Raw genomic sequence first — 26,182 nt, 5'->3', positions numbered from 1 at the left:
ATCGGTACTGGCCTCCTCCCAGCACCAAGTTTGAATCACTGTTCGGACGGAATGGGAATCCCCTATCGATTCAAACCGCTAGAAATCTGCTCTAGCAATCGCGGTTCGCACGTGCCTCCCGGAGCGGACCTCCGAACGTTTGACGTCGCTATGTCGCTGAGTGAACCACACCCCTCTGTTTATGGGTTGACAAGCTGTCATACGTTCGTGCGAATAGCGCTGTTATCGAGGGGAGGTAAAATGCGAAGCTTGATCATTGGCGCCGCGCTGGCGAGTGGGGCTCTGGCACTATGCACCACCCAGGCGCAGGCACAAAATTTCCCATCCCATCTGAAGGGTTGCAAAAAGCTAACCCCATTCGAGCGCGTTGAGGCTGAACATGTCGTACCTTTTGCAGACGGGGGTGGCGCGGGCGTCGTTCAGGTCACCTCGCGCAACTATGAATGCAAGGACACCACCGATCGCCTCCTGACAACACATAAGATTTACGGCCTGAAGGACGCAGTGGGAAAACTGATCGTTCCTTACGACTACGCAAGGGTTCTCCCGTTTTCAACGACGGGAGCCTTGGTGATCGACCATGGCAACGGGCCTCATCCCGGCGGCCTGAAGTACCGGACCTACATTGCCGGGAAGGGCGAGGGGAAGGAGCGCTTCGAATTGCAGGAGGCAGGCATGCTTGTGCCTAGCGGCGGCTGCAAGACGATAACTACGGACACGTCCCCTCGCAGTGCTGCGGCCGTTATGGGTGAAACCTGGATTCGGGGCGGAAATGGCAGGACCGATGTCACCCTGTTTACTCCCGACGGTCGGGCGCGCAAACTTTCGAACATGGGCGGGGATAAGATCCGGCCGTCGGTGCGCCGGGTCGGCAACGTCCTGTTAGCGCGCTGGCGCGACGACCAGGGCGTGCTGCGCTCGGGTCTTCTGGACCTCTCCGGTCGCCCGGTGACGCCAGTGCTGTCCAATGCAGCCCTGTGGGTTACCTCGGAACCAGCGGAAATAAATATAGATCGAAGCAGTTGCACCTACGTGCCGACAACACTGTTCATCGAGGGACCGTCACTGGACTGGGATCCGGCACAACCCTTCTTTGGTCCATTATTGCTCCCTGCCGATGACGATGGCCAGCCCCTGCCTCTTCCCAAAGGCGCAGTCGGCATGTTCCCGGCGTTTCCGCGTGAGCATGCTTCTGCGTACAGTGACGCCGTCAAGGACTTATCCTGGACCTGGGCTGTGGTGTTCCCTAAAGGCGACGGCTTCGAATTCACCCTGCATGTCGGTACGCCAGCTGAAGCGCTTATCGCGGCCCCAACTGGAACGCGCTACACCACAATGGCGCGCGATTTCAGCAATGGCGGGCTCATTATTGCCCAAGCAGCGTTGGACGGCAAATGGCGGACATTCCGCCGAGACTCGCTCGAAATTCTGGGACAACCAGACACGGATTACGATCGCCAGCGCGACCGCGCCATCGCAATCCTGGAGGCAGAATCGGCACAGATGCAGCAGGACTTGGCAAATGCGCGCAAACAGCAGGCCACCCGCGTCGCCGAAGAGCGCCGTGCAGCGCGCGCAGCAGCTCGTGCCGCTTCTCGGGCGTCGGGACGCATATGCGACTATAGTGTCGACGCCCAAGACACGCGCCAGGACGTTGAAGACTACATGATGAACTGCGGGACTGGTCGGCTTCCGGGCCTGGTGGAGCTCGCGCGCGCCAAAGGTATACCCGAGGAGACCATACAGCAGGCGATCAACGCCGAATGGAAACGCCAAATGGATCAGGCGCGCGGTCAGGCTTTAGCCGAAGAAGAGGCCCGTTTGCGCCGTATGCAAACGGCCAACAAGGACCCTAGTGCCGGCTACATCCCCGGACAGTGGGAATCTGCGATTCGCAACGCTGGAAACAGTGCGGTCGAAGAAATTAATGCATCGTCCGATAACTGGCTTCAGCAGCGGCGCGATCAGTACCGCGCCGACTGGCAACGCTCGCAAAGGGCATATTGACGGAATCGACCTAGCTGGTTTGGTCCATGGAAATGCCGATTAGAGCACCGATCACGTGCTCGTTGCCTATGATTGGAGAGGAAGTCTGAGCTTTATTGCATAGCTTCGTACTGCGCCATTGCATCCGGGACGGTCGAAAGCAACAATGTCGCCGCTGGACGCAATAGAATTCCGGTTTCTTGAGTCTGAGGCTGCTCGTTCTCTAATTCATCCGTCAGAACCACTTCACTTGGATGATGCCCATAGTGAGGACACGCATCGAGCGACAGTCCCTCGACACATTTGCCGCTTTCTGTGACGCGGCACTCCGTGTTTGCACATATGCGTTCTTCGCCGGCGCTTATTTTCTACTAACCGAAAATAAGGAGAAGGCGTTCTCTATAGACGTATGAGTATTAATGTGTTTGCGCCATATAGCCCGCTGCTTTGGGGAGGAACATCTCGACGTATGTAGTGATGCAATCACATCACCCCATGGGCCCGTTGGAACTGAGGTCACTTCCGCTTTTTCAACGCCCATACTTGGCCACGAGTCGCCTAAGGGCCACCAGCAGACGAAAACGCCGTCACAATGTGACGGCGCTTCCATATGTTCTAAAGCTATCGGTTAGGCGTTGACCTTATCCTTCAATGCCTTCGCAGGGACAAACGTCACCTTCTTCGATGCGGCTATTTGGACTGTAGCACCCGTCGACGGGTTGCGGCCCTCACGCGCTGGGCTTTCCTTTACCTTGAATTTGCCAAACCCAGGCAAATTGACCTCTTCGCCGGCGACGGCGGCCTCGGTGATCGCCTTCAGCACGTCGTCGACGAGGGACTTTGCAGTGGTTTTCGTCAGTCCCTGGGCGGAAGCAAGTTTTTCGGCGAGTTCGGTTGTGTTCATGGGGAGGCTCCTATGTTGTCCGCGCTTTCGGCTCGGCCGAATCGCGCGTTTCCCTTATAACATAAGGCAAAGGCAAGCTACGCCAACTCCTGTTGACTACTGTCAACTGACCAAGCTTGGACGGTCACTTACCAGCGACGATAGTGATGCGGGCCGCGGTAGATGTTGCGGTAGCCGTAATGCGGGCGCGAGGTGAAATAGACGGTGACGTAGCCGCGTGGTGGCGCAGGCGGCGCGTAGTAGCCGTCGTCGTAGCTGTAATAGGCATCCTGGTAGCATTGCACGCTATCGTCACCGAGCGACCGGCCCATCATGCCGCCGATCATGGCGCCGCCCAGGGTGTTGCCGCCGCGGTCCCAACGGTTCGACAGGCCATTGCCTATCAATCCGCCTGCGATCGCGCCGTAAATGGTGCCGCTGGTGCGGGCGCTGGCCTTTCGCTGGTAGCAGTAGCCATCTGCCCGTTCACCGTCTTCGTAGGCGTCCCGACGCGAATCCCTGCGGCCCTGCGCATAGGCGCGATCTTCCGCTTCGTCGGCACGGCCGCGCTCATAAGCGCGCTGTTCCGCCCCGACCTCGCTATAAGGACGCATTTGCGGCTCGGCCTGCCTGTCTTCGGCCTGCCGCGGCTCAGCTTGATAGGATTGTGCAAGGGCGGGTTGGGCCAGCGCGACAGCGGCGCCGGCGATTAGGGCGGCCTTGGCCAACACCTTGGTCATGGGTACTCTACTCCGGAGGAACGCAACTGAGCCTTATCTATCAATGAATTGTGTCGGCAAATGGGTAACAGCCGCCTCACCTGAAATCCCGACTTGAGTGCTTCAAACTGCCGTCCTGCACGAACCCGGGCACGCGATGATCCCAGTTTGGACCGCCGTTGCGGAATTCGTCACCTGGCTGCCGCGGTGCCTTAAGGGCGATATCGCGCTTGCCGACGGTGGCGAGCATCGGCGAGAAGTCCGCGAGGCTGCGGGCGATAAGGTGCACCACCTCCCCTTCCCTTTGAATGTAGCCAGTCACCAGCATCATGGTTGAGCCATAGAGCGCGGTCTTGAATGTTTCACCCGTCTTTTCCCAGACGACGATGTTGGCGTCGCCACTTTCGTCCTCGATCGTCATGAAGACGACACCGTTGGCCGAGCCCGGCCGCTGGCGCACCAGAACCATGCCGGCGACCTGAACGTGGCGCTTGTCCTTCGAGCGCATGGCATCCTTGCAAGTGATGATGCCGCGGTCGTTAAGCTCCTCGCGCAGGAAGCTTATCGGATGCGGCCCAAGCGTCAGGCCGATATGGTTGTAGTCCTCAACGACGCTGGCGCCGGCCGTCATCGGCTTCAGGTCCATGAAGGGTTCGGTTACGCCCGGTGCACTGTGGCTCGTTCCGTCAATTAGCCGATCAAACAGAGGCAGTTCGCCGTCGCCAAGAGCGCGGATGGCAAACAAGGCGTCACGCCGCTCCAGCCCGAACGCCGGCTTGAACGCATCGCCCTTGGCCAGCCTTTGGAGCGTCGCGGTCGTTGTGCTGGCCCGGCGCCAAAGCTCAGGAATGGATTTGAAGGGCTGGTCGTCGCGGTAGAGGATCATCTGCGCAACATCCTGACTTCGAATGCCACTGATCATTCGGAAGCCGAGACGCACCGCAAACCGTCCCCCCCTGCTTGTCGGTTCCAGCGTGCAGTCCCAACGCGAGCGGTTGACGCAGATCGGCCGAACCTCGACGCCGTGCTCTTGGGCGTTCCTGACGATCTGCGCCGGCGCGTAGAAACCCATGGGCTGGCTATTCAACAGGCTGGCGCAGAACACATCGGGATGATGGCATTTCATCCAAGACGAAGCATAGGCGATCAGCGCGAAGCTGGCGGCATGGCTTTCCGGGAAGCCATACGATCCGAAGCCTTCCAGCTGGGCGAACAGCTGCTGCGCGTACTCCTCGGAATAGCCGTTGCTCATCATCCCTTCGATGATCTCATCATGGAACTTCGAGACCCCTCCGGTGTGCTTGAACGTTGCCATCGCGCGGCGGACCAGATCGGCCTTGCCAGGGCTAAAGCCGGCACAATCAACGACGACCCGCATCGCCTGCTCCTGGAAGAGCGGCACGCCCAGCGTCTTACCAAGGATGGCTTCCAGTTCGGGCTTCGGAAACGTCACATCCTCCTTACCTTCACGCCGGCGCAAATAGGGGTGAACCATGTCGCCCTGAATTGGGCCTGGCCGCACGATGGCGACTTCGATGACGAGGTCGTAGAAAGTCCTGGGTTTAATCCGCGGCAGCATGGCCATCTGGGCACGGCTCTCGATCTGGAATGTGCCTAAGGTGTCGGCGCGCCGGATCATGGCGTAGGTCTTGGGGTCCTCCGACGGGATCGTCGCTATATCGATGTTGATGCCTTTGTGCTCGGCCAGCAGGTCGAATGACCGCTTCATGCAGCTCATCATCCCCAAAGCTAAGCAATCGACCTTCATGAACTTCAGGACGTCGATGTCGTCCTTGTCCCATTCAATGACCTGCCGGTCCTTCATGGCCGCCGGCTCGATAGGTACGAGTTCGTCCAGCCGATCATGGGTCAGCACGAAGCCGCCGGGGTGCTGCGAGAGATGGCGCGGCACATTCAGCAGGTCGCGGTGAAGGGAGATAGCCAGCTGGAGGCGTCGGTCTTTTAGATTGATGCCGAGGCCGTCCGCATCCTCTTCCTTGAAGCCCCCACGGTGCCAGTGATGGATCTGGCTGGAAATCGTCTTGATGGTGTCTTCGGGATATCCCATCACCTTCAACACGGCGCGGATGGCGCCGCGGGTACGGAAGCGGGTGACGACAGCCGTCAGGGCCGCGTGGTTGCGGCCATAGGTCTTATAGACCCACTGCAAGACTTCCTCGCGGCGCTGGTGCTCGAAGTCGACGTCGATGTCCGGCGGCTCGCGCCGTTCTTCAGATATGAAGCGCTCGAACAGCAGGTCGTTGCGGTCCGGGTCGATCGATGTGATGCCAAGCACAAAACAAACACAACTATTCGCGGCTGAGCCACGACCTTGGCACAATATGTCCTTAGAGCGCGCGAACTGGACGATGGAGTTTACCGTCAGGAAATACGGTGCGTAGTCCAGCTTTTCGATCAGCTGAAGCTCATGGCGCAGAAGACCAATCACCTTGTCTGGCACCCCTTCGGGATAGCGCCATTTGGCGCCCTGCCAAGTAAGGCGTCTCAGTGCTTCGTTGGCCGATAGGCCTGGCAGTAAGCGCTCTTCGGGATACTGGTATTTGAGCTCCGTCAGCGCGAAGCGGCAGCGATCGGCGATTTCCACCGTGCGATTCAAAGCCTCCTTGTAATTCGGGAAGAGCCTTGCCATCTCATCGCCCGCCTTAAGGAACCGGTCGGCATAAAGATGGCGCAGGTCGCCCATGGTGTCGATCGTGCAGTTGTGCCGGATGCAGGTCACCACGTCATGCAGCATGTCGCGGTCGTGGACATGATAGAGGACGTCATTTGTCACCACGGTCGGCACGCGATGTCTAAACGCCAGCTGCGATAGGTCGTGCAGACGCAGCTGGTCGTTTTGCCGACGGCGTAAGGAAAGCGCCATGTAGGCCCTGTCAGCGAACAATGCCTTGAACTTGCGCAGGCGTTGGGCAAGCAGTTCGTCGGCCTGATCCGGGACCAGGACAGCGATCAGACCTTCGTGGAAATCCTCGACGTCCGACCATTGCAAGTCGCACTTGCCCTTCCCTGCGCGGCTTTTGCCCAGAGATAGCAAACGGCAAAGGCGGCCGTAAGCCGCGCGGTCGGTCGGATAGACCAGAAGCGACATGCCATCCGTCAGTTCCAGCCAGCAGCCGATGATTAGACGCACGCCGGTAGCCTCGGCCGCCACGTGAGCGCGGACAATGCCGGCCAGCGTGTTGCGGTCGGCGATGGCCAAGGCTTCCATGCCCAGCGCCTGCGCCTGGAAGAACAGCTCGTCGGGCGAGCTGCAGCCGCGCAGAAACGAGAAGTGCGAAGCGCATTGCAGTTCAACGTAACCGGCCATCGCCCTACTCGAACTTGCCGTGGAGGTACCAGCTCAGCGCGCCGGTATCCGTGTGCTGCCCGTCGCCGGTCCGAAACACCCAGAAGCGTTCACCATTTGCGACCTCGAGGATGAAGTAATCGCGAACCTTGCCGGCCTCGCCTTCGCTCTGCCACCATTCACCCTTGATGCGTTCGGGGCCGTCGGCGCGCGACACCTGGAAGCGCTGGCCGCGCCAGGTAAACTGACGTGGCGGATGATCCGGCAGTTCGGACAGCGTCTGGATGGCCTCGGGCCGGTTGAACAAACGGGTGGGGCGCCGGAAATCAATATTCCGGCGAGAGCCAGTCTCGGTCGAGGTCGGCGGCAGCCGCCTGATGGCGCGCTCCGGAATATCGGTCGCGACCGACACCGCGCGGTAGAGGCGGTCGCCGCCATAACGGTTGGCCAAAATGTCCCATAAATCTTCGACATCGGCGCGCGACGGCTCGGCGAAGGCGGCGCCGATCTGATTATAGGCCAGGGCCTCGGCATGGACCGCAACCATCACCATCTTCTCGATGCCAAAACCGGGATCGACCGTCTCGATTTTGTCGCACAGAAGCTTCTTCAGCCGTTTGGGCTCCCGCACCGGCTTGGCGGTTGCCACTGATATGGCCTCGATCCGATTGTCGATACGGACGAAGTGCAGATCCAGGCGTCTGGCGCCTTGGCCCACCTCTTCCAGGCGCTCGCACATCTGTTCGACCAGACGGCGGGTGTATTTCTCGAGCGTCTCTGGCGCGCCGATCGGTTCTGCGAACACACGAGTTATGGATATCAGTTCAGGGCACGCAACGGACATTATGGGCTCGGCCACGCGGCCGAAGGCTTGGTCGATACGCCGGAACATGCTTGGCCCATATCGCCGGGCCAATGGCGCGCGCGGCTTGGCCGCCAGCTCACCGACCGTCTCGATGCCGAGCAAAAGCAGCTCATCGACCAAGTCACGATCCAGCCGCAACGCGGCGACGGGCAACTTGATGATGCTATCACCCGTTTTCCCGGGAGGAACGATGGCGACCGCCTGATCACCAAAACGCGCCAAGGCATGGGCCGCGCCCCAGGTGTCGGCCAGCGCGGCGCAAGTGCTGACTCCAACTTCCTCCAGCCGTCGGCGGATGTCTTTGATAAGCCCTTCCTCGCCGCCGTGGAGATGGTCGCAGCCGGTAACGTCCAGAACGAGGCCGTCGCGCGGATCGACCGCGACGATCGGCGAATACCGTTTCAAGACCCATCGCGCCAGCTTCTCCAGTGCGACGGAATCGGCTTCAAGATCGGCGTCGACGAGCTGCAGATTCTCGACCAGGACCTGCGCCTTGGCGACCGGCATGCCGCGGTAAAGCCCAAGCTGACGCGCGAAGTCGTCGACTGCGGAGATAATCCGCTTCGACCCGACCTTGGTTTTCAGCGCAAGCGGCACGTCACGAGGCAGCGCGTCGCCAGTCGTCCGCCGCAGCCGGTCTGTCGGCCAAGTCGGCAGGAATAGCGATAAAACCCTTGGCATCACACGCCTCGACTTCAAACTCTGCACATTCGCCGCCGCGGCAGCGCATAAGTTCCAGGAACCATCTGGCGCGTCCGACACCACGGACCGGCAATGGAGTTGATTGTGTTTCGGTGACGCGCCAGCGGGTATAGGCAGCCGTAGGCGTCCCGAAGTCCCTGGCATCGACCTGGCGCTTCCAGCGACGCACGATAAGTGCCATAGTGCCGGTCGCCTCCGCAGCCATTTGCAGGCGCTGCGACGATACCCGGGAGAGTTTTGCAACCTCACCCACAACGGCGCTAAGTCCGCCGTGCCGCAAAGCCTCCTCGCAACAGCCCAGGATCGCGGTATCGTCCGGCGCTTCGAAAAAGACGACGCGGTCTTCGCCGAGGCCATTGCGCGCAAGCGCAGGACTGAAGAGGTCGGCCTGGCTGTAGCACCAAAGGACTTGCCCACCTGTTCTGGCAGCTATACCCGCAACAAAGGCGATCGCCGCAGCCGCATCTAACGCTCCATTGGCGCCCCCGGCCACCTCATGGACGGCGCCGATAGCAAGCCCGCCCTTCGGAAGCCGCCGGTCGATCTCGGATATGCCGAAGGGGAGAACGGTGCGTGTGCGGGTAACGACACCACTGATCCGTTCGATCTGGTCTCGGAGCTCTGTGATGCGGGCAGCATCTCGTTGTGACATAGCATGTATGATCCTTTCTGGAGCGCGCTACGGACACCTGCTGGGCGGCTTATGGAAATATGTTCTCTTTTTGTTCTCGATTTCGGCAAGGTGTCAATAGGGCATCCCTTGGCAGGCGAGTCGCGAACCTGACATTGAGGTTGAACGCCGCAGGTAAAACCACAGTCCGCGCAAGACGATAGATGCTTACCGACGACCTCAATCTGGGCCGCAAAAAATTTGTGGACGGACTAAGATCGAGCGTTACTTGTCTCCGATTGGCGGCGAGCGAGATGGTGCATGATTGGGGTGCAAGCCTTCGCGCGACAGCGATGCGATTACGTCGAATAAGCATCCCTGCCGCTTGAAAATCATGTTTTGTTCTTGTTGGCGGATTCGACGTATGATAACCTAGTGCATTGACTCCATTCGGGATTATTCGACATGGCCATCAACATCCTGCACCGTGTAGACAAGGACCGTAACATGGCCCGGCGCTATGAGTTGTCGGTCCAGCTCGGCCTTTTCGGCGACGTTGCCGTTGTCAGACATTGGGGACGCATCGGCGCCACAGGGCAGACGAAGGAATATTGGTATCCGACCGAGGGCGAAGCCGATGTCGCCGCCAATAGAGTCCTTCGCCAAAAGCAGCGCCGTGGTTATGAGCTGTTATCCCCAGGTCCGGACGCCCTCCCCGCTTGAAACGCATCACAAATTTATATGCGTTCTGACAACTATCGAAAGTGCCCCTCCGGGTGCAAAATAGACGGGCCGGTCTTCATCGCCCCCCTAGCCTAAGCCCGGCCCGTCTACTTAGGATCGCTCGCACACCGGCCTTGGCCGGTTTTTTTGTGTCGGATCAGGTACGACCATGCCCGCGTTCGTCAGAATTGCTCTGATCCTGGCCATCGCAACGATTGCGGCATCGCTGTCGGCAAACGCGCAGCGTTTTGGTCCGGATCAGGGGATCTATTGCGATATCGGCAAGATCAACGGCATCGATGTCTATTGCCCGAAGCCCAAGCTTAATGGTGGTTGGCCGGCTCCGTTTCTGTTCGATAAGCCGGGGATTTCGGTTGAGGGCAAAGTTGGTTTGCTCGAGGACGACTTTCGGCCGGGGCCCTTCGTGGCGAATGTAAGCTTCTATCTGGTCATCTTATATGCGCTCGAACGAAGCTGGATACGTGTTCGCCGCCGCCGCACATGACGCGCTTACCTTAACAGTACAATGCCATGCCACGGACTTACGCCGGCAGGCTTATCCTGATCTCCTCTCACCATCCAAGGAGGATGACATGCCTGAAGACCAGAATTCACAACGCCAATCCGGCGCCAACCCCGATCTCGTCAACCAGTTCCAGGGGCAGGCCGGTCAACAGCAGGGCAGCACGGCGCCTGACTCGGTCGATACCGGGATCGATACTGAAAATGATGGCGACATGGGCAGGGGCAACGATGTCATCGGAACCGATGGCTCGGTCCTGCAGGACGATGGTTCCGCAGCCGGCGAGAATGTCGCGGATGAGGACGACCAGGACCTGTCGGATAACAGCGAAGCAGAGGACGATCCTCAAGCCAATCTGGAAGAGCAGCAAGCGACCTGAGCAGATTTCCCGCCGAAATGAAGGCGCGCTTCGGTGCGCCTTTTTTCGTGCCCCTTTGCGCCCCACATCTCAACTCACAACTTCAGGATACCGAATGTCCGCATCAGAAAAATTCGCCAACGATCTCGAAGCGATCCTGGAGACTATCAAACAGGAACGTATGGGGCTGATGAACGGCAGCTATCCCAAGGAGATGCGGGCGTTGATTTGCGAACGCCTGCGCTACCTGGCCAATGAGGCAAAGTCGCTCCTTACGGAAATAGACCGGATCGACGAGCAAGGCAGCTAATAGCATTATGAGGCTTCTTAACCGTCAGTGCCTTCTTCCTTCCTAAGTCAATGGCCCGGAAGTCCGACTGAAATTTTACGCCTCGGCTGCTAGCCCTGTGAGTCGGTATTCACCTCGCAAAACTCGAGGGTAAAATGGCAGTACGGCCTTATTGGAGCGGCACCATCCGTGTGTCGCTGGTTTCATTGACCGTGGACATGTTCACGGCGATCGACGCGAAGGGCAAGATCGCCTTTCACCAGATCTACAAGCCGACCGGTGAGCGGGTTCGGCAGAAACTTGTCGCCGGCGGCGTCGAAGTCGAGCGCGCCGATATCGTCAAGGGCTACGAGATCGACAAGGACGAGTATGTCCTGTTCGATCCAGAAGAGATCAAGGATCTGAAAATCCCGTCGAGCAAGACCATGGAACTGGTCCGCTTCGTCCCGTACGACGCGGTCGACGCTGTCTACTACGATACCCCCTACTACCTCGCCCCTTCTGGCAAAGGTGACCTAGCGACCTTTGCAGTTATTCGCGACGCCATGCGTGAAGCCAAGGTCATGGGGCTCGGGCAGATTGTCATTTCCGGCAGCGAGCGGCTCTGTGCCGTGAAGCCCTGCGGCCCGGGCCTGCTGCTGGAGACACTGCACTATGCCGACGAGATCAAGAAAAGCGGCTTCGTGTTCGGCAACATCAAGGATGTGGCGGTGGATGATGACGAGAAGGACCTGGCCACCCAGCTGATCCGTCGCAAGATCGGGAAGTTCGTGCCCGAAGATTTCCACGATCGCTACACCGACGCCCTGAAGGAATTGGTTGAGGCCCGAATCGAAAACCGCGAACCGGTGAAGCAGGAAGAACGACCGGCGGCCAAGGTCGTCAATCTGATGGATGCCCTGAGGGCCAGCCTGAAAGAGTCCGGCGCGGCGAATGACGACGATGCGAAAAAGCCCGCGAAGCCCGCGCCGAGGGCCAAGGCGAAGCCGACCTCCCGGAAGGCCGGTTAGTCATGGATGACCAGGGTTATCGCGGCAGGAAAGCCGTCGCAAAGGCACTTTTGCAGTTTCGTGAACTTGAACTGGCAACCCTCGCCGATGCCGTCCCCGCAGGCCGCGAATGGGTGCACGAGGTCAAGTTCGATGGTTACCGCACCCTGACAGTTGTCGAGGACGGGAAGGTCACCATGTTTTCCCGCTCCGGTCTCGACTGGACGGCGAAATACGCGGAGATCGCGCGGCGGCTGAAGCGCCTGAAGGTCCGCAACGCCATTATCGACGGCGAGATCGTCGCCCTGAACGAGCACGGCGCCTCAAACTTCTCAAAGCTGAAGGACGAGCTGGGTGCCGGGCGAAGCGAAAACCTGCAATACTACGTCTTCGACCTTTTGGTAATCGACGACCAGGACATCACCGGCAAGCCGCTTATCGAGCGCAAATCGAAGCTTCACGAGATCATCACCGCCCAGGACTTCGAAAATCATATCATCTACAGTGAGCACTTCGCCGAGAACCCGGACTTTCTGCCGCACCTGTGCCGCCTGGATATGGAAGGGATTATCTCGAAACGGATAGATTCCGTCTACAGCGGCCGTCGCAGCAAGGCCTGGCTCAAAATCAAATGCCATAAGCGCCAGGAATTCGTAATCGTCGGATTCACCGAGTCGGAGCATGCGGCGCGCGGCTTCAGGTCATTGCTGTTAGGCTATTATGACGACGGCATTCTTCAGTTCGCCGGGAAGGTTGGCACCGGCTTCAACCGGGACAGCCAATTCGAAATCCGCAAAAAGCTCGATGCGCTGAAGATCGTTCCCAAGCCTTTCAAAAAATTACCGCCGGACGTCGGCCGCGGGATCTGGGTCGAGCCGAAGCTCGTCTGCGAGGTCGAATTCACGGAATGGACGCCCGAGAACCGTTTGCGTCATCCGTCCTTTCAGGGCCTGCGCGAAGACAAGCCCGCCAATGCGATCGGCCGCGACCAGGCCACACCTGTTCAGGTCGCGGAAAAGCAGGCCGACGCAGAGGTCAGAACGCAGACACCGGCAGCAAGGCGCCGGCATCCCTCAGCACCCTTGAAGCCATCGAAGGCGGGCCGCGTGGATGTCGGAGGCGTTAGCGTATCGCATCCGGATCGCGTCATCTTCCCGGAACTCGATCTGACGAAACTCGACCTCGTCCGGTATTACGAGGCTGTCGCCGAGCGCATTCTTCGGCATGTCGGCGGCCGCCCGCTCTCGCTCGTTCGGGTGCCGGACAATGTCGATGGTCAGCAATTCTTCCAGCGCCATCTCCCTGAGCATGGCGGGCTGTCGAACGTCTTAGTCGTCACGGTCCCGATCAAGAACCGCACCGAAGACTACATGATGATCGAAGACGCCCTTGGCCTATTGTCACTAGCGCAGTGGGGCGGCGTCGAGTTTCATCCCTGGGGCTGCAGGGCCGACAATCCTCTCCTGCCTGATCGCATGATCTTCGACCTCGATCCGGATCCAGGTGCGCCGTGGAAGAATGTCATCGACGGCGCGGCCGAGGTGAGAGAACGAATGACCGAACTGGGGCTTCAGAGTTTCCTCAAGACAACCGGGGGCAAGGGGCTGCACGTCGTGGTGCCGATCGAGCGAAAATTCGGATGGCCCGCCGTCAAGGCGTTTACGCGGGCGGTTGCCGAATCCATGGCGCATGACAGCCCCGACCGCTTCATCGCCAACATGTCAAAGGCCAAGCGGCAGGGCCGCATCTTCATCGACTATCTGCGCAACGACCTCACCTCGACCGCAGCTGCGGCCTTTTCGGTCCGCGCCCGTCCGGGCGCCGGTGTCTCGATCCCGCTCGACTGGAAGGAGCTCAAACCTAGCCTTCAGCCGTCGGCCTTTAATCTGAAGACGATCATGAGCCGTCTTAACGCTCAAAAGTCGGACCCATGGGCAGACTATTTTTCCCTGCGCCAAGGTCTGCGTGCGGACGTCTTGCAAGCACTTAGGATTGAGGCGCGATAAACCGGGCGATCTTAAGCGCGGTAGCTTTCTGATAACGCTGATCGGCACATTGATTTTTTATGGCCTGGCGAGACTATTTGGCGCTCTCCTAATATAGAGCAGCGTCATGCAGACACATCCCACACTTATCGAACGATCAGTTGGTTCAACTCTCTGCGCCTTTAAGGCTGGCCGCCTGACATTGGACGAGGCCGCGCTCGACCTGGTGGAGGTCGTCGCAAGCCAGATCGTCGGCCGCACCAATTACGCCATGGCCGTTATCGGCTACTACGTACGCACCGCGCTTAAGGCGCTCGCTGACAAAAAGCTCGACCTGCCTGACGTGTTCGACGCGGTTGTTGACGCAGCGATGGAAGGTCCACGTGGTCATGTCGCGGCATCTACCAGATTGGCTCAGCCGATCTCCAGACTGGCATCATAGCCTCAGCCTATTGCCTGATTATGCGCAGGTGTCTGGCAGCCCTGGATTCCATCGGGCTGATCACTTTTGACACCTCGGAAAGCACCGTCCAGCCGAGCGCCTCATAAAACGGCCGCCCCTCCGCCGTCGCCAGAAGCACGCCACGCCTTGCACCGCCTTTGCAAGCGGACGCCGCCAGAACGCCCATGACGGCCGAAGCGAGACCCTGCCGGCGCGCTGCGCGTTCCGTCACGACCTGATCGAAGACGGCATCATGGTCGCTCAGTTTGCAGACGCCTCGGGACAGCGGATGCCCATCCTCGTCGACACAGCTTGCGCGGATTTCCGTACCCTCCAAGTCCAGCAAGAGCTGGTAGCCGCCGGGCAGCATCGTCGTATAGGCCCCCGTGATGATCACAGTCATCAGATATTCCGGAGCGGCAAGACTCCAGCCCGCGGACAGGACCTGTTCAGCGACGGACCGCGCCACTGGCAACTCAAAGTGCACGGCCGTGTCTGTGACCCGCTCCGCCAGTTGCTGTAAAAGAGAAATATCGCTGTTACGCAAGATGTACCGGCCGGATTGCTGAGGCTTGCCGACGTCAATCCACCAGCCGTGCTCGAAGGGCTCAAGGGGCAGCTGTCTCAGGTCGCTATAGGCTTTCACCCATGTGGCCCAGGTCTGTGACAATTTCGTAGCTTCCGGGTCCGACATGTCTCGACACTTCGAAATCGAGGTGATCATTTGTCAGGTTCGGCGATTGCGCAATGGAAAAGTTAGGGATCGCCACAGAATCTTACGGCTTTCCAATACCTTGCCGCTTAAGTGACTCCTGACTTCTTACCACATGAAGCGCACCTTGCCCGATCGTCAAAGGAGGATTGTCATGGTCAAAGAAGGTCTTTACGTAGAACCCCGCGCCCAGGGCGATTTTGCCGTCCGCCGCGAAAATTCCAAACGCGCCAGCGCCACGGCGCCGACGCAGGCGGAGGCGATCGCCCGCGCCAAGGAAATCGAACCTGACGGTGAGATCCACGTCGCACGTGTTCGCAAGGGCGGCGACGGTCCGGACAAGTTCCGCAAGGTCTAGGTCGGTCCGATGTGCAATGACTATGAGCAACACATCAAATGGCAGCTGTACAAGGACGCGCTGGAAAAGCTGAACCTTGCGCTGCCATCCGATCAAACCGAAGCGGAAGTGCCGCAAGCTGACGACATTCGGGTTGGAGAATCCGGCCCCGTCGTCTGGGCGGCGGGCAACGGCGTCGAACTGATCCAGATGACATTCGGGTTCCCGCCGCCGAAGCCCAAGCGCCCGCGGACCTTCAACTTCATTTCCGAGAAGCGCGATTTCTCCGATAGCAAACGTTGCGGCATCCCAGCCTCGGCGTTTTTCGAGTTTACCGGCACCAAGTATCCCAAGGCCAAGCATCGCTTCACGTTGAAGGACGAGCCGTTCCTTTTCGTCGCCGGCCTCTGGCGTGAAAACGAAGGCGACTTGAGCTTCACGATGCTCACCACCTCGCCTGGCCCCGATATCGAGCCCTATCACGACCGCCAGATCGTCGTGCTACGCCCAGAAGACCTGCCCCACTGGCTCTACCTAACCAAACCACAATCTGAGCTTCTGCGTCCCCTGCCCTCAGGCTCCCTGTCACATGAGCTGGTACGCGCCGGCAGCGATTAGGGGGCGCCTCCGACCTTGCCGTTGAGCAGTCTTGCGCCTATCACTACCGTCCTTCCCGTGGACGCGTATCATGACATTCAAAACGACACTTGCTGCCTGCCTGACCTCTGTTCTGGCACTGACCACGCCCCTGGCCGCATCCGCGCAGGACGCGCCACGCCTGACCGTCATGACCTACAATGTCGAGAACTTCTTCGACGCGGTGGACGATCCGCGTATGCCCAACGCCGATAGCGCAGAGGTCATCAATTCGGAGGCCTGGGTGCAGGCCAAGGCGTCGGCCGTAGCAAGGGTCATACAAAGGTTTGATTTCGGCAAAGGCCCCGACGTGCTGGTTCTGTCCGAGGTCGAAAGCCAGCAGGCGCTCGACGCCATCAAGGCCGCCCTGCCCGATGCCGGTGCCGCCTATGTCACCGCGGTCCTCGTCGATGCCGATCCCAACCGCCCTGATCCGAAGCCCGACCGCCGTGGCATCAAAGTCGCCGTCCTGTCCAAGCTGGCCACAGCGTCTCAGGCTGTCAGCTTTCCTGTCGATCTGATAAAGGAACCGAGCTGTCTGAGCCGCGACGGCGCGCCCGGCACAACGCGGGACATTCTGCAGGTCGACCTCGCCATGCCCGATGGCGGCGAGATGACAGTCTTTGCCGGACACCTGCCTTCGGGCGGAAATCCGCTCGTCTGTCGCGAGATCGCGGCCAAGACATTGGTCGCCCGGGCGAGTACGCTGCCTGCCAATCGCCTGGTGATCGCCGCCGGCGATTTCAACTTCAATTGTGCGCCGGCGGAGCGCAAAGGCCTCCACAATGCGTTGGCGGGTTGGATCATTCCTCAGGATCTGGAGAACGGATGTCGCGGCAATGGCAGCCAGTTCTATTACAAGGAAAAGACCTGGTCCTACCTCGACGTCATTGCCGAGCGGCCGTCGAAATCAAACTGGACACTGGATCCGCAAACCTTCCGCACGGTTCTCGTCGACTTTGAACAGTTCTTTTGGGACGAACGCGACCAGGTCATGCGGCCTAAGGCGTTTCGCTTGAATACAACGACGGGGAAGGCTTCAGGGACGTCTGATCATTGGCCTGTCGCCGTCGACGTCGTTCGCAAACCATAGGGTTACGCCGCGCGGCTGATCTGGAACGCGTCGTCTCCCCACGGCGTTTCCAGTTCGAGATCGGCGCCCCCCAGCCACGCCTCAAAATCCTCCGGTTCCAACACGACCGGTTCACGATCATGGATTTCCTGCATGCGCTTGCCCGGGGCGCGGGTCAGCATGGCCGCCGACAGGATCGGACCTTCGGCAGCATAGCGCGCATAGTCCCAAATGCCTGCGACACCAAATGGCTTGTCATCCGCGCGCTTGATCGCCACGCGCACCATGCCGCGCGATGTTCCGAACAAATCCGCCCTCGCCTTCGTTTTTTCGACGAAATGCTCCAGGGGAAAGATAACCCGTCGTTTCCTCGCCCAGGCATTCTTGAAGGAGTCGAGGGTCGCAACCGTTTCGAGCCGCGCGTGCGTAGTCGATGCCGTCCACGCCGACGCGAAGCCCGCATAATGCGCGGGTATCAGGCCGAAACGCATCTCCTTGACGACGTTTTGCCCCTGTCCGTTCTTCACCAGTACGGGTGCAACCCTTGTGTCCATATCCGTTCTCAGAGTATCGATACAGGAACAAATATAGAACATCAACAGCGATCGATCAACAGGTCACTATGCTCGGAGCAAGGCCTAGCCGCTCAAATCGCTGCCACCTATCGGACCTTTGAAGCAGCAAAGCCTCCTGCCAATATCAAGCGCCCGCCAAACTATTCTCTTTGCCTAATCAGTCTTTTGCGCTTTGATTGGCCTGTGAAGTTACGAGGATCGCGATGTGTAATCTCTACTCGATGATGTCCAACCAGGAAGCCATACGGGCGTTTTCGAAGTTCCTGAAAATCGCGACCAATGCGGGCAACCTCCCGCAAATTGACGGAGTGTTCCCCGACAAAATGGCGCCGGTCGTCCGGAACACGGCCGAGGGCCGCGAACTCGCCATGGTGCGTTGGGGTCTGCCGACACCGCCCGAGAAAATCATAGGTAATTACGACAAAGGCACGACGAATGTGCGCCGAGCCTGGATCTCGCACTGGCAGCAGTTTCTCGAGGTCGAAAACCGATGCGTCGTGCCTGTGACCTCTTTTGCCGAGCCCGATCAGGCAAGCGGGACCAAGATCAATCACTGGTTTGCCCTGGGCGAAGACCGGCCGCTTTTCTTCTTCGCCGGCTTTTGGACACCACAATTCACGTCCGTGCGCGCAGTGAAGGAAGGACTGACAACCAACGACCTCTATGCCTTTATGACCACGGATGCGAATACGGAAGTCTACGCTATACATCCCAAGGCCATGCCGGTAATCCTGCGCACGCCCGAAGAGGTCGATGCCTGGATGACCCTTCCTTGGAAGGAAGCGAAGAAAATGCAGAAGAAGCTGCCTGATGGGTCGCTCAAGATAGTCGGGCGCGGCCGTAAAACCGACGCTCCAGGCATGCCATTCGAATCGCCGAGAGCAGAAAAAACCCCTGAAGAGCCCGTGCCTGTGCAAGAGCCTCCCGCACAGGGTAGCCTTTTCTGATCAACCTGCCGCCAACAGATCCAGCGTTGTCTGATCGCGCTCGCCTTGGCACCAGCGGTCCAAAGCCTGCGCGTAAATGCTGCCCGAATAATCCGCCGCCTTCTCGAATAGCGTCATAGACGATTTGAATTTCAAATCGTCTGGTGAACCAAACAAGACATTCAGGGATGTCGCAGGGGCATCGAGCGCAGCCAGCGTTATCTCTTGCAGGTGCTGACCGAGGACAGGATGCGCCAGATAGGCCTTGGCCTCATCCAGGGAAACCAAGCCGTAGTGCTGCGCCGTCGAGGAACGGCCCAGGCCTCTCAACTGGGGGAAGACGAACCACATCCAGTGGCTTCGCTTGGCGCCCGCCGTAATCTCTGCCAGCGCTTCGCGATACGATGACGCCTGCGCATCGACAAAGCGTTGGAGGTTGAAGGGGTCATCCGCCGGCATGGCGCGTCAGTCCCTGTTCAGTTGCGCCAGGCATTCCGCGCTCGGATCGTTCGCCACCACGGCAGCAATCATCTGGTGGATGTCAGCCGCGGCCGTCTCGTTCGAGATTTCGTCGCATGCGACACGGCTCAGCATGCCATCCAGATATTTGAGGAGCGCCCGAGACAAGGATTCGTCCGGGTGGTCGTCAAAGAGCATCCGTAGATCGCCTTTGGCTTCCTCTCTTGTCAATTCGTGGCGCCTGTATTCGTCGAGCGTGAGCAGAATGGCTTTGTCGTCGTCCGCGACGACCAACTGGGCGGGCATGATGGTCATTGAAAAATCCTGGGCTGGAACGGCTTCTGCCACAGGGGACACGCGCATTTTCGCGGCGCTCATCGCAAGACGGTAACCGGTGCCTCGTAAAATTTCAGTCGGGTTGAGAGCCGTGACAACGCCGGCATCTCTTTTCGCAAACTTGTGATACGATGGGCCATGGCCGAAAACGCGATCGACTTCGAAACCGGCAGAACCCTGAACGCCCTCATCCGACGCATGGGCGGCATGGACGAATGTCTGCGCCTGGGCTTTATCTATCAGGATCCAAATGGCGTGATGTCGCCTTCCGCAGCCGGCATGGCTTATCTGATGTACGTCGTTGCACGTGACATCAAGGATCCTGCGGAGGCATTTGCTGCTGGTTATGAAGCAGCCGTCGAGCTGATGGCGCCGGATGACCAATCTAGCCCCGACACGTGAGCGCCACATCTATCACATGGCGACGGCCGCCGATGAGGCGCAACGGCGATTCGGTCTGCTACCGTTCGCAATCAAAGAGACAGGATGTTATCTCGGCTCGGCTTTTTATCTTTAAAGAAAACGATCCGTTGATCAACGATGGCAGCCGTCTTGCCCGTTTTGAGGTTCACGATGTCCGCCAAGAATTGGTGATTAAGCTTCTCGCGCGTGACCCGGAGGTCGATACGGTACTCATCGTCCGCAGTGAGGAAATTCTTGTAGACAATATGCGCCTCCATCACCACGGGCAGGTAGATATTAGGATCCACGCCACGCGACCGGAGGAAGTCCAGGCGAGCGTCCTGCGTCCACACCAAATAGATCGGGTTGTTGACGCCGCCGTGCATATCGACTTCGTTGTAACGAACCCTGTCCGCCCTGGCGAACATGACCGGACTATCGGCCTGCGATACACGCATCTTTTCAGTCTTCCTATACAGTTATTCCGCCGCTTGGCGCATTTGGTGGCGCCGACGATCGATCAGCCATTCCCGGCCGGCTTCCAGACTTGTCACGATCCTGAACTCCCGTCCTGGCCATAGTTCCTGGTAGCCGTCCAATCGTTCATGGATCAAAGGATTCACAGAAAAAATCGCCACGCCGCGTCCGTCATCCTTGCGCTGGACGAGATCGGCCCAAGTGTCCGCAAATGCTTCTAGGTGCTCCCAAGGCACGAAGCCATCGAACTCCGACATGTCCGACAGAAGATCGTAATCCCAAGGCTCCTCAAGTGCCTGAAAGTTCTCCAGGATAATCTGTGGAACATTGATATTGGGATTAAGGTTTGGGAATCTCAGCTGAACAATTTTATGAATATGGTCAACCGCCACTTCATGTTTAGTGAGTTTGGAAACGTCGAGTCGCTCAGTCATAAACTTATCTCGAAAATTGCTGCCAATTTACATCTTGTTACATCTTCACTCGCCCCGAGGCGGCGTTGTGAATAACAATCAAACAGGTGGCAAAATGTTTCGTGCACCCGTTGCATGATTTCAAATGCAACTTATGGGTTTATGCGGCAATGGAACTACTTTTTGTACCCGATGCCTTGCCAGCTTTCCGGCGTTTGAGCATGTCCTGAGATGCTAACGCATAGCCTATCGGCAGGCTAATTATAGCGGATCCGGATGTCTCGACGTCGCAAACGCACATTGTGCACTCGAATGCAACTGACGGCGCCAGTTGAACGGCATCGATCGTCAGGCCGCCCCCCTTGCCAGCAGATTGAAGGTGCCAATCTGCCGTATCGTCTCTGACGATGCGGACAAACGTCCGCCCCCTCTCTTCAGCAAACTGCAGCCTGGCCGGACCAGGCGCCCAGCTAAGTTGATCGACTATCGTTCTGCCGATTTTAATCGATAGCCGGTCACCTGATCCAGTGACTTCGACCTTGGGCTTGAGATCCTCATTGCTGAGTAATTCGAACCATTCCATTCCCCACCTCTCCACGTATGCGAGCATAAATCGTGAAACACTGTAAATATCGATAATCGCTTGGGAATATCCATGTCAAGCGGTGATTGATCACGTTTGCGCTCGCTCTTGAATTGCATCCATAATGCGGTTATATGACCAAAGACGAGATGGTCAGGGAGCGCTCAGATGTCGAATTCGGAAAAGCCGGAGCTGTCCCCCGAAGCCATAAAAATGCTCAATGAAATGGCGGCCAATCGTACAGATGAGCCGGAGCTCACTCCGGAAGCGAAAGCCAATCTAGCGAAGCTTGGGAGTTTCCATCTGACGCATACTTTCAAGGCCTACAAGAACTCTTACCGCACAATTGCGATGGTGATGGCCGGGCTTGCAGTAGGCGCTCTATTGTTCGGGCTGGATTATTTAGTGAGGAACCCAAGCCATGCGAGCGAACATATGGCTGGCCTTCCTCTCCTGGCATTGATCCCGCTTGGTCTATTGGCCGGGGCCTACCATTTTTGGGGCCTGTTCCGGAAACTATAGACAACCATCGACTATTCTCCTTTCTTTTTCGTAGATCTGGCCGCTCTGCGTATGGCCGTTGCCGGACCCATGCCGGGTACGGCATAGCCGAGTGGTGAATTTGCGACTTTGTCCGCCGTTTCCATCATGTTGTCAGTCGCATACTGCTTTGTGTCGATGTCCTGGCCTTGGAGGCGGTCGAATTCAGAATCAACCCCCCAGCGACCGCTGCGAATCTCCTGACCGCGGTTTGCCATCACGCTATCAACGTTGTGAGCTACGTTCGACCAAGACAGGTCAGCTTGCCCCTCAGGGTTCTCGGCACCGGAGGCGCCGTCGTTTGCTGGACCCGTCTCTTTCTTCCGTGATTTGGCTGGCCGGCGTCGGCTAGCGCGACCTGGGTCCGCAGCCGGCATGACGATTTCGCCTGCATTCGACGTGTTACGGTCATCAAGGGTATCCGCTCGCCGCAGATCTCGAGCAATCTCATCGGTGTCGACCGCTTTTGGCGCGGGGGTGCTGCTCCAGTCGGCACGCAAACTGCTGTCGCCAAGCGCAACCGCTTTCCAGTCGAAATATTCGACGCCAAGGGCTCGGCCCGTTTGCAGTGCTTCCGGCGTGACGCCGGCAGCGATCTCGCTCGCCGCCATACGGTCTATTCCCTTCGTGTTGACCAACCAGTCGTAAAAGGCTCGGGTCTCATCGGAGGAAATCGACTGACTGTTTGACTGCACATTGGAGCGCTCCTCGCTGAGCCGTTTTCCAGCGTTCTGGTACGCGTCAGCCGTGTCGGAAATCGAGCGCGTGCTGGTCCACGTCGTGGCGTTAACGTCGCGGCCCCCCTTCCCTGACGACTTGTAAGTCGAATAGGACTTCTGTGCCTGGTCAGTGGCAATGCTTTGGAACGTATCGCTGACCGTCTGATTGAAGCGTTGATCAAGACCCGCGTCGCGGCCGCTTGACTTCGATTCCGTGCCTGTCGTCTGGCCGGTTTTGGACGCATTCGCGGTGATCGATGCGCTGGCATCGGCGCCCTTCAGTTTCCCGCCGACCGTACCGATGCTTCCTTCGGCCCCTACCCCCATTGAGCCGGCGGCGATCTGTGCCTTTGCCTCGGACTCGCTTTCACCGTACCGGGTCTGGCGGTATTTCACGGCTTCGTCAGCGACGGACAGCATTTTGCCAATCTGTGCCTGGTAGCCGGTGTTGTTGGAATTGCGCCATTCCTTGCCCTCGGCCCAGTTGGAGAAGGCCTCGCTGATATGCGATTTCGCGACCGAATTGCCGACTTGCACGGAGTGACGTAGCCCTGTTCCCGTGTCCTGGTAGGTCTGCCCCGTCTTGCCAAGGCTTTCAGACCATGCCTGGTTCGACAGCAACCCCGTCGCCATCTTCGACATATTAGCTACCATGCCGGTCGACCCATTGGCGCCGTGGAAGGTCTCATTGCCATAGCCATCGACCGTCCGCATGTTACCATGGTCGTAGCGCGCGCTGGTCACCTGCTGGTTTCCGTGGATGTTGTTGAAACTCATCGTGTCGAGGCTGACATTGCCGTAGCTGAAGTTCCCCGTTGTCTGCGACGAAGCAGCGGATTCCGCACCGGATCGGAAATTGCTAAGCAACGCTTCGCCTTGCGCGCCTACAGCCATGGCGCCCTTAGTGAGCATTCCCGCAATCACAGGGATCATCAGCATCATTGAACCGGCCAGCGCGCAGACATCATCATTCGCTTTGGACACGGCATCGAGGTTCATCAGGTTGAGCTCTGTGCCCGCCCCCGGAATGTACATTGCCTCGGCCGAGCGGTTGACCGCATTGAACATCATGATCTTGTGCAGAATGACGTACATTGGGCCCCAAAGCTGGAGATAGACAAAGCCGGACAGGTAGCCCTTGATCATGCGAGGGCCGACATCAGGAAACAGGAAAATCGGGAAAATCGTCGGGAAGATGCCGATGAACAGGAGATCGATCAGGATCTTCAGATTGACCACGGCTTTTTCCCCGATCACGCCCAGAAGCTTCTGCGCGTTATGTGTCTGGATTTCGGCCTGGGCACTCGCTAACGCGTCCGAGGTCGTCGGGCTGTTGCCCAATCCATCCTTCAGCATGTTCGCGATAACAGCCTGGCGAAGGACATCGGTCGAGTTCTGCGACGCAACCCCCATGGCCGTCAGCATTGCGCCGCTGGCGCCGGCGTTGCGTGTGGTCAAGGTCGACTCAATCGCATACGGGTCGACATTTTTCTGGATCACCTTCTGCACGTTCGTCAGATCGGCAGCGATGAGAGGTGCGAGCAAGCCGGTAGCTCCGTTGCCGACCTCATTGCAAGTCTTAATCTCGCTGGTTCCGCCTGTGTAATAGAGCATGGTGCGCGCGGGGTTGGGGCTGGAGGATATCAAAGCCCATAGATTGTTCGACTTTCTGAGGGTGTCGGGCGCAATCGTCCCATCGAGAACGTCGTAGAATACGCAGTCCTGAATGTAGGCCTTGAGGTTCACATAGAGCTGTTGGTCGATCGGCCGCGCCTCGGAGATCCGCGAATACAGTTTCGATCCGAAGACCATGCCATAGGTCGAGTACTGCAGGTCAGCTGGATCCGAGAACGCGGTTTCCGTCAGCTGGATGACGCGATCCCCAACCCGGCTGATAAGCGACGCGGTGACACCCACCCCCAACGGAACATTGGCGACATTGGCGTAGGTCACGGCCGGATTCAAACGATCCACGACCTGGACCGTCACCTTAGGCACCCAAAGTACGCCATAAATGACGGCGCACATGAGGTACCACTTCAGAATCTTTCCGATGTTGACGTCCCAGACGGCCTTGATGATGCCGAAAATCAGGCCGAGCATCATGGCCAAGGCAATCATGGAACTGGCCGCGTCCATGCTGGTCATCAATGCGACGGCGTTGAAGATGCTGCGATAAAGCTCTCCCCCGCCGTAGACGGCAACTTCCCACATTGTCTGCCCCCTAGTTCTTGAAGGTGCTGGAGAACATCAGGCTCTGCGCGATGCGCGAATTGCCTTCGGCGAAAATGATCTTCTCGACCTCACGGGTTTTGGCGATGATCGATTCCATCGCAACGATGCGGTCCTGCACGAGTGACTGCCGGTGGAAGAGTTCTTGGCGGGTGGCCTGAACGTTGTCCTGCCACTGCAGGAGCAATTGCTCATCGACGCCGGCTAGGTTCTGCGAGGCGTTCGTCATCTCCTCCATGTTCTGCGACATCCAGGTCAGGACGAGGTCGAGAGCGACGACATCGGAATACCGATCCATTTCGATGGAAGCGAAGTTGCCCTGATAGGCGACCTGGACGCTGGCCATCTTGTAGACCGGCAGGCTCACCAGACCCAGGAACGATTTCTCCTCCTCGGTCAGCGCCGAGCGCGTCCGGATCTTGTTCACGATCGAGAGCAGCATGCCGGAAACACGCTTTTTGATGCTCTTGGACGGTTCCAACGTGATCTCACGTGCGAACTGATTGACCCTGGTACATTCCGTATTGGCGCATTCGTGGACGCGGAACGTGCCGCCATCGAGCAGCTTGGTGATCATGCCGTCATTCTTGGCAGCGGCCGGTATGACCAACACACTGGGCGGGGCACCACTTTCGGCGGTGATGACCACACTTCCGGTCAACGTCATCATGGTGAGGGCAAGTTCGGTATCCGATTTGAAAAGCGGATGCTTCTGGATCGCCTCCCAGGCCACGTTCCTGTTGACCGGTCGAGTGGCAGCCGGCGCCGAGGCCGCGGTCGTTTCCGCCTGCCCGCCTGCGCCACACTGTTCCTTAGCCTTCGCCCAATCGCTGAATAGTCCGCTCGTCGTGCCCACCTCGGTGCAGGCCTTCGATTGCGCCGCCTGAATGCGGTTTACGGTGCCGGCGACCAGGTTTTGCGCCGCTTCGCAGCTGTTGATGTTGACGCCGTTGAGGTCCTGCATCTTCTTGAAGGCATCCTTCATGTTCGAACCGAGCAGTTCGGACAAGGAATCGACGGCCATCTGGAACAGCAAGCCCAGCGCATTTTGGGCGATCGCCTTCATGCTGGCGACGATCTGATCGGAATTGATGAAGCTGAACGACCCACCGTAGATGTCGATACCTCCGCATCCCGATTTCACAGACGGCATGCCGACTGAGGCCACCTGCGTATTCATCTGGGGGGCGCGATAGCTGAAATTGCCGAGTGTGTAGTAGCCGGCCGCCTGCCCCTGGTACACCGAAGGGCCAGAGCCATTGGTGGCGGACATGGCGTCGTTCCAGAAATTGTCCATGGCTCCGTCCACATTGGCGCGGGCGGGCACGGCCGTCACCAAGGCCAGGCCGAGACAAAACAGGGCACCTGAACGCTTAGACATG

28 protein-coding genes are annotated in these 26,182 nt (G+C 58.6%); 14 read left to right on the top strand and 14 right to left on the bottom strand.

Annotation, left to right across the window (positions count from 1 at the left end):
• Positions 1-240: 240 nt before the first annotated feature.
• A complete protein-coding gene (locus J2X24_RS15810; protein ID WP_209723822.1) occupies positions 241-2,007 on the top strand; it encodes a hypothetical protein in 1,767 nt (588 codons plus the stop codon).
• A 607-nt stretch (positions 2,008-2,614) separates the two neighbouring features.
• On the opposite strand, the gene J2X24_RS15805 is transcribed toward J2X24_RS15810, so the two are convergent.
• The 5 genes from J2X24_RS15805 to J2X24_RS15785 form a co-directional block, all read right to left on the bottom strand.
• Complete coding sequence (locus tag J2X24_RS15805) at positions 2,615-2,890, bottom strand: HU family DNA-binding protein (RefSeq protein ID WP_209723820.1); 276 nt, start codon at positions 2,888-2,890, stop codon at positions 2,615-2,617.
• A 128-nt stretch (positions 2,891-3,018) separates the two neighbouring features.
• Complete coding sequence (locus J2X24_RS15800) at positions 3,019-3,609, bottom strand: glycine zipper 2TM domain-containing protein (RefSeq protein ID WP_209723818.1); 591 nt, start codon at positions 3,607-3,609, stop codon at positions 3,019-3,021.
• Between the two features lie 76 nt (positions 3,610-3,685).
• Positions 3,686-6,916, bottom strand: a complete 3,231-nt coding sequence (locus tag J2X24_RS15795; protein WP_209723816.1) for an error-prone DNA polymerase — start codon at positions 6,914-6,916, stop codon at positions 3,686-3,688.
• 4 nt (positions 6,917-6,920) lie between these two features.
• Positions 6,921-8,357, bottom strand: coding sequence for a Y-family DNA polymerase (locus J2X24_RS15790; RefSeq protein ID WP_310004177.1), 1,437 nt, complete (start codon positions 8,355-8,357; stop codon positions 6,921-6,923).
• Position 8,358: 1 nt separating this feature from the next.
• Positions 8,359-9,114: an ImuA family protein gene (locus J2X24_RS15785; RefSeq protein ID WP_209723812.1), complete on the bottom strand. Its 756-nt coding sequence runs from the start codon at positions 9,112-9,114 to the stop codon at positions 8,359-8,361.
• Positions 9,115-9,537: 423 nt separating this feature from the next.
• Here J2X24_RS15785 and J2X24_RS15780 point away from each other — a divergent pair, with 423 nt between their 5' ends.
• The 7 genes from J2X24_RS15780 (at position 9,538) to J2X24_RS15750 (ending at position 14,381) form a co-directional block, all read left to right on the top strand.
• Complete coding sequence (locus J2X24_RS15780; RefSeq protein WP_209723810.1) at positions 9,538-9,795, top strand: WGR domain-containing protein; 258 nt, start codon at positions 9,538-9,540, stop codon at positions 9,793-9,795.
• A gap of 169 nt (positions 9,796-9,964) precedes the next feature.
• Complete coding sequence (locus J2X24_RS15775; RefSeq protein ID WP_209723809.1) at positions 9,965-10,300, top strand: hypothetical protein; 336 nt, start codon at positions 9,965-9,967, stop codon at positions 10,298-10,300.
• Positions 10,301-10,388: 88 nt separating this feature from the next.
• On the top strand, positions 10,389-10,697 hold the full coding sequence (locus J2X24_RS15770; protein WP_209723807.1) for a hypothetical protein: 309 nt from the start codon (positions 10,389-10,391) through the stop codon (positions 10,695-10,697).
• 94 nt (positions 10,698-10,791) lie between these two features.
• Positions 10,792-10,986 carry a hypothetical protein gene (locus tag J2X24_RS15765; RefSeq protein ID WP_209723805.1) on the top strand — a complete coding sequence of 65 codons (195 nt, stop codon included), beginning with the start codon at positions 10,792-10,794 and terminating at the stop codon, positions 10,984-10,986.
• A 134-nt stretch (positions 10,987-11,120) separates the two neighbouring features.
• The gene (gene ku / locus J2X24_RS15760) at positions 11,121-11,975 is read left to right on the top strand and encodes a non-homologous end joining protein Ku (RefSeq protein ID WP_209723803.1); all 855 of its coding nucleotides are present in this window, start codon (positions 11,121-11,123) and stop codon (positions 11,973-11,975) included.
• A 2-nt stretch (positions 11,976-11,977) separates the two neighbouring features.
• Positions 11,978-13,960, top strand: a complete 1,983-nt coding sequence (gene ligD, locus J2X24_RS15755; protein WP_209723793.1) for a DNA ligase D — start codon at positions 11,978-11,980, stop codon at positions 13,958-13,960.
• Positions 13,961-14,066: 106 nt separating this feature from the next.
• Positions 14,067-14,381 (top strand): hypothetical protein, encoded by a 315-nt coding sequence (locus tag J2X24_RS15750; RefSeq protein ID WP_209723791.1) that lies wholly within the window; start codon positions 14,067-14,069, stop codon positions 14,379-14,381.
• A gap of 7 nt (positions 14,382-14,388) precedes the next feature.
• Here J2X24_RS15750 and J2X24_RS15745 read toward each other — a convergent pair whose 3' ends face one another.
• Positions 14,389-15,075 carry a GNAT family N-acetyltransferase gene (locus tag J2X24_RS15745; protein WP_209723789.1) on the bottom strand — a complete coding sequence of 229 codons (687 nt, stop codon included), beginning with the start codon at positions 15,073-15,075 and terminating at the stop codon, positions 14,389-14,391.
• Between the two features lie 172 nt (positions 15,076-15,247).
• Here J2X24_RS15745 and J2X24_RS15740 point away from each other — a divergent pair, with 172 nt between their 5' ends.
• The 3 genes from J2X24_RS15740 to J2X24_RS15730 all read left to right on the top strand — a co-directional run bounded on the left by J2X24_RS15740 (position 15,248) and on the right by J2X24_RS15730 (position 17,159).
• Positions 15,248-15,451, top strand: a complete 204-nt coding sequence (locus J2X24_RS15740; protein ID WP_209723787.1) for a DUF2188 domain-containing protein — start codon at positions 15,248-15,250, stop codon at positions 15,449-15,451.
• 9 nt (positions 15,452-15,460) lie between these two features.
• Positions 15,461-16,048: an SOS response-associated peptidase family protein gene (locus J2X24_RS15735; protein ID WP_209723785.1), complete on the top strand. Its 588-nt coding sequence runs from the start codon at positions 15,461-15,463 to the stop codon at positions 16,046-16,048.
• A 70-nt stretch (positions 16,049-16,118) separates the two neighbouring features.
• Positions 16,119-17,159, top strand: coding sequence for an endonuclease/exonuclease/phosphatase family protein (locus J2X24_RS15730; protein ID WP_209723783.1), 1,041 nt, complete (start codon positions 16,119-16,121; stop codon positions 17,157-17,159).
• 2 nt (positions 17,160-17,161) lie between these two features.
• Here J2X24_RS15730 and J2X24_RS15725 read toward each other — a convergent pair whose 3' ends face one another.
• The gene (locus tag J2X24_RS15725) at positions 17,162-17,692 is read right to left on the bottom strand and encodes an SOS response-associated peptidase (RefSeq protein WP_281064968.1); all 531 of its coding nucleotides are present in this window, start codon (positions 17,690-17,692) and stop codon (positions 17,162-17,164) included.
• 224 nt (positions 17,693-17,916) lie between these two features.
• Between J2X24_RS15725 and J2X24_RS15720 the strand changes: the two genes are divergently transcribed.
• Positions 17,917-18,660, top strand: coding sequence for an SOS response-associated peptidase (locus tag J2X24_RS15720; RefSeq protein WP_209723771.1), 744 nt, complete (start codon positions 17,917-17,919; stop codon positions 18,658-18,660).
• On the opposite strand, the gene J2X24_RS15715 is transcribed toward J2X24_RS15720, so the two are convergent.
• Both J2X24_RS15715 and J2X24_RS15710 read right to left on the bottom strand, forming a co-directional pair.
• Entirely contained in the window at positions 18,661-19,098 is a 438-nt protein-coding gene (locus J2X24_RS15715; RefSeq protein ID WP_209723769.1) for a DUF1810 domain-containing protein, read from the bottom strand. It lies immediately after the preceding gene.
• A 6-nt stretch (positions 19,099-19,104) separates the two neighbouring features.
• Positions 19,105-19,413 carry a hypothetical protein gene (locus J2X24_RS15710; protein ID WP_209723767.1) on the bottom strand — a complete coding sequence of 103 codons (309 nt, stop codon included), beginning with the start codon at positions 19,411-19,413 and terminating at the stop codon, positions 19,105-19,107.
• A 159-nt stretch (positions 19,414-19,572) separates the two neighbouring features.
• Between J2X24_RS15710 and J2X24_RS15705 the strand changes: the two genes are divergently transcribed.
• The gene (locus tag J2X24_RS15705; protein WP_209723765.1) at positions 19,573-19,836 is read left to right on the top strand and encodes a hypothetical protein; all 264 of its coding nucleotides are present in this window, start codon (positions 19,573-19,575) and stop codon (positions 19,834-19,836) included.
• Between the two features lie 71 nt (positions 19,837-19,907).
• On the opposite strand, the gene J2X24_RS15700 is transcribed toward J2X24_RS15705, so the two are convergent.
• From J2X24_RS15700 to J2X24_RS15690, 3 genes are all read right to left on the bottom strand, one after another.
• On the bottom strand, positions 19,908-20,294 hold the full coding sequence (locus J2X24_RS15700; RefSeq protein WP_209723763.1) for an acyl-CoA thioesterase: 387 nt from the start codon (positions 20,292-20,294) through the stop codon (positions 19,908-19,910).
• Positions 20,295-20,315: 21 nt separating this feature from the next.
• Positions 20,316-20,747, bottom strand: coding sequence for a hypothetical protein (locus J2X24_RS15695; protein WP_209723759.1), 432 nt, complete (start codon positions 20,745-20,747; stop codon positions 20,316-20,318).
• Between the two features lie 139 nt (positions 20,748-20,886).
• Positions 20,887-21,309 (bottom strand): hypothetical protein, encoded by a 423-nt coding sequence (locus J2X24_RS15690; protein WP_209723755.1) that lies wholly within the window; start codon positions 21,307-21,309, stop codon positions 20,887-20,889.
• Positions 21,310-21,477: 168 nt separating this feature from the next.
• On the opposite strand from J2X24_RS15690, the gene J2X24_RS15685 reads away from it, so the two are divergent.
• Entirely contained in the window at positions 21,478-21,831 is a 354-nt protein-coding gene (locus J2X24_RS15685; RefSeq protein WP_209723752.1) for a hypothetical protein, read from the top strand.
• Between the two features lie 11 nt (positions 21,832-21,842).
• Here the strand turns inward: J2X24_RS15685 and J2X24_RS15680 are convergent, their stop codons facing one another.
• Together J2X24_RS15680 and J2X24_RS15675 are read right to left on the bottom strand one after the other, a co-directional pair.
• Positions 21,843-24,782, bottom strand: a complete 2,940-nt coding sequence (locus J2X24_RS15680) for a conjugal transfer protein TraG N-terminal domain-containing protein (RefSeq protein ID WP_209723722.1) — start codon at positions 24,780-24,782, stop codon at positions 21,843-21,845.
• 10 nt (positions 24,783-24,792) lie between these two features.
• Complete coding sequence (locus J2X24_RS15675) at positions 24,793-26,181, bottom strand: conjugal transfer protein TraH (protein WP_209723719.1); 1,389 nt, start codon at positions 26,179-26,181, stop codon at positions 24,793-24,795.
• Between the last annotated feature and the right edge of the window lies 1 nt (position 26,182).

This window comes from Asticcacaulis solisilvae, assembly GCF_017875235.1.
Taxonomy (GTDB): domain Bacteria; phylum Pseudomonadota; class Alphaproteobacteria; order Caulobacterales; family Caulobacteraceae; genus Asticcacaulis; species Asticcacaulis solisilvae_A.
The sequence above is the reverse complement of the archived record's forward strand: the minus strand, read 5'-3'. Positions and strand labels throughout refer to the sequence as shown.

Bases quoted from the DNA above. Each gene is read 5' to 3' on its own strand.
- J2X24_RS15810 (WP_209723822.1), top strand. From the start codon at position 241: ATGCGAAGCTTGATCATTGGCGCCGCGCTGGCGAGTGGGGCTCTGGCA.
- J2X24_RS15805 (WP_209723820.1), bottom strand. From the start codon at position 2,890: ATGAACACAACCGAACTCGCCGAAAAACTTGCTTCCGCCCAGGGACTG.
- J2X24_RS15800 (WP_209723818.1), bottom strand. From the start codon at position 3,609: ATGACCAAGGTGTTGGCCAAGGCCGCCCTAATCGCCGGCGCCGCTGTC.
- J2X24_RS15795 (WP_209723816.1), bottom strand. From the start codon at position 6,916: ATGGCCGGTTACGTTGAACTGCAATGCGCTTCGCACTTCTCGTTTCTG.
- J2X24_RS15785 (WP_209723812.1), bottom strand. From the start codon at position 9,114: ATGTCACAACGAGATGCTGCCCGCATCACAGAGCTCCGAGACCAGATC.
- J2X24_RS15780 (WP_209723810.1), top strand. From the start codon at position 9,538: ATGGCCATCAACATCCTGCACCGTGTAGACAAGGACCGTAACATGGCC.
- J2X24_RS15775 (WP_209723809.1), top strand. From the start codon at position 9,965: ATGCCCGCGTTCGTCAGAATTGCTCTGATCCTGGCCATCGCAACGATT.
- J2X24_RS15770 (WP_209723807.1), top strand. From the start codon at position 10,389: ATGCCTGAAGACCAGAATTCACAACGCCAATCCGGCGCCAACCCCGAT.
- J2X24_RS15765 (WP_209723805.1), top strand. From the start codon at position 10,792: ATGTCCGCATCAGAAAAATTCGCCAACGATCTCGAAGCGATCCTGGAG.
- ku (WP_209723803.1), top strand. From the start codon at position 11,121: ATGGCAGTACGGCCTTATTGGAGCGGCACCATCCGTGTGTCGCTGGTT.
- ligD (WP_209723793.1), top strand. From the start codon at position 11,978: ATGGATGACCAGGGTTATCGCGGCAGGAAAGCCGTCGCAAAGGCACTT.
- J2X24_RS15750 (WP_209723791.1), top strand. From the start codon at position 14,067: ATGCAGACACATCCCACACTTATCGAACGATCAGTTGGTTCAACTCTC.
- J2X24_RS15745 (WP_209723789.1), bottom strand. From the start codon at position 15,075: ATGTCGGACCCGGAAGCTACGAAATTGTCACAGACCTGGGCCACATGG.
- J2X24_RS15740 (WP_209723787.1), top strand. From the start codon at position 15,248: ATGGTCAAAGAAGGTCTTTACGTAGAACCCCGCGCCCAGGGCGATTTT.
- J2X24_RS15735 (WP_209723785.1), top strand. From the start codon at position 15,461: ATGTGCAATGACTATGAGCAACACATCAAATGGCAGCTGTACAAGGAC.
- J2X24_RS15730 (WP_209723783.1), top strand. From the start codon at position 16,119: ATGACATTCAAAACGACACTTGCTGCCTGCCTGACCTCTGTTCTGGCA.
- J2X24_RS15725 (WP_281064968.1), bottom strand. From the start codon at position 17,692: ATGGACACAAGGGTTGCACCCGTACTGGTGAAGAACGGACAGGGGCAA.
- J2X24_RS15720 (WP_209723771.1), top strand. From the start codon at position 17,917: ATGTGTAATCTCTACTCGATGATGTCCAACCAGGAAGCCATACGGGCG.
- J2X24_RS15715 (WP_209723769.1), bottom strand. From the start codon at position 19,098: ATGCCGGCGGATGACCCCTTCAACCTCCAACGCTTTGTCGATGCGCAG.
- J2X24_RS15710 (WP_209723767.1), bottom strand. From the start codon at position 19,413: ATGACCATCATGCCCGCCCAGTTGGTCGTCGCGGACGACGACAAAGCC.
- J2X24_RS15705 (WP_209723765.1), top strand. From the start codon at position 19,573: ATGGCCGAAAACGCGATCGACTTCGAAACCGGCAGAACCCTGAACGCC.
- J2X24_RS15700 (WP_209723763.1), bottom strand. From the start codon at position 20,294: ATGCGTGTATCGCAGGCCGATAGTCCGGTCATGTTCGCCAGGGCGGAC.
- J2X24_RS15695 (WP_209723759.1), bottom strand. From the start codon at position 20,747: ATGACTGAGCGACTCGACGTTTCCAAACTCACTAAACATGAAGTGGCG.
- J2X24_RS15690 (WP_209723755.1), bottom strand. From the start codon at position 21,309: ATGGAATGGTTCGAATTACTCAGCAATGAGGATCTCAAGCCCAAGGTC.
- J2X24_RS15685 (WP_209723752.1), top strand. From the start codon at position 21,478: ATGTCGAATTCGGAAAAGCCGGAGCTGTCCCCCGAAGCCATAAAAATG.
- J2X24_RS15680 (WP_209723722.1), bottom strand. From the start codon at position 24,782: ATGTGGGAAGTTGCCGTCTACGGCGGGGGAGAGCTTTATCGCAGCATC.
- J2X24_RS15675 (WP_209723719.1), bottom strand. From the start codon at position 26,181: ATGTCTAAGCGTTCAGGTGCCCTGTTTTGTCTCGGCCTGGCCTTGGTG.